General features: G+C 72.2%; 1 protein-coding gene. It reads right to left on the bottom strand.

Translation table 11 applies throughout. The features are described from left to right. Positions 1–46: 46 nt before the first annotated feature. Positions 47–1,276 carry a PP2C family protein-serine/threonine phosphatase gene (locus OO54_RS40830; RefSeq protein ID WP_033212776.1) on the bottom strand — a complete coding sequence of 410 codons (1,230 nt, stop codon included), beginning with the start codon at positions 1,274–1,276 and terminating at the stop codon, positions 47–49. Between the last annotated feature and the right edge of the window lie 22 nt (positions 1,277–1,298).

Genomic DNA, 1,298 nt, shown 5'->3' on the forward strand with positions numbered 1-1,298 from the left:
CGGTGCTCTGCCCCGTCTCGAACTCCTTCAGGTCCGTCGGTGCGGGTCACAGGCGCAGGACGACCAGCGCCGTGTCGTCGGTGTTGCCGTCAGGCGGGAGCAGGTCGGCAAGCAGGGCGTCGGCCAGGTCCTCCGGTCCGGCTCGTCCGTGCCGGGTGAGGGAGGCGGCGAGGCGGCCCAGTCCGGTGTCGATGTCCTCCGTGCGGCGTTCGATCAGGCCGTCGGTGTACAGGACCAGGGTGGCGCCGTCGGTGAAGGCCCGGCTGTCCTCCGGTCGCGGGACGTGTTCGGGGCGGGCGCCCAGAGGTGGGTCGGTCGCCTGGTCGAGGAAGGTCACGGTGCCGTCGGGGTCGAGCAGGGCAGGAGGGGGATGGCCGGCGCTGCTGTACGTGATGGTGTGGGTGTCCCAGTCGATGAAGGTCTTCACCACAGTGGTCGACTCGGCCCCCTCGACACTGCGGGCATACAGTCCGAGGGCTTCCAGGGCCCGGGCCGGACCGTCGGCGACCCGGGCGGCGGCGCTCAGCGCGCTGCGCAGCTGTCCCATGACGCAGGCCGCTTCCAGGCCGTGGCCGACGACGTCGCCGACGGCGACCGCGATGCGGTCGCCGGGCAGGTCGACCAGGTCGTACCAGTCGCCGCACACGTTCAGGGCGCCGACGGCGGGCTGGTAGCGGACGGCTGTCCGGTGATGCCCGACCGGCGTGGGGGCCGGCAGCATCGCCGCCTGCAGGGCGAGGGCGACCTCACGGTCACGCGCCTGCGACTGGCGCAGGCGTTCGTTGATGTCCTGCAGTTCACGGGCGCGGGTGTAGAGCTCGGCCTCCAGCGCGTGGACGTGACCGCCACCGCCCGGGCCGCCGCGGGCGCGGACGAGTTCGGTGACCTCCTCCACCCGGTGCACGATCAGCACCACGCTCCCGTCCGAGCCGAACACGGGCGCGTTGACCGGACTCCAGAAGTGCTCCACCCAGCGGCCGGGCCGTCCGGTGTCCTCGATGTCGTAACGCAACAGCGCCATGGTGTCGCGCTCGCCGGAGGACACCACGCGCAGCATCGACTCCCGGGTCTCCCGCATGCCGGCCGCCGCCGGTTCGTCGGGGTGTTCGGGGAAGACGTCGAAGATGTAGCGGCCCACCAGCTGGTCGCGGCCGCGCCCCGCGAGCCGGAGGAAGTCCTCGTTGGCGTCCGCGTACAGCAGGTCAGGAGTCAGCAGAGCCACCATGCCGGGCAGGGCACGGAAGACCGCCCCGTAGTCGATCTGCGGATTCCTCATGCACTGCCCGCCTCGGCGCCGA

The sequence above is a fragment of the Streptomyces wedmorensis genome (assembly GCF_000716445.1).
Classification (GTDB): domain Bacteria; phylum Actinomycetota; class Actinomycetes; order Streptomycetales; family Streptomycetaceae; genus Streptomyces; species Streptomyces wedmorensis.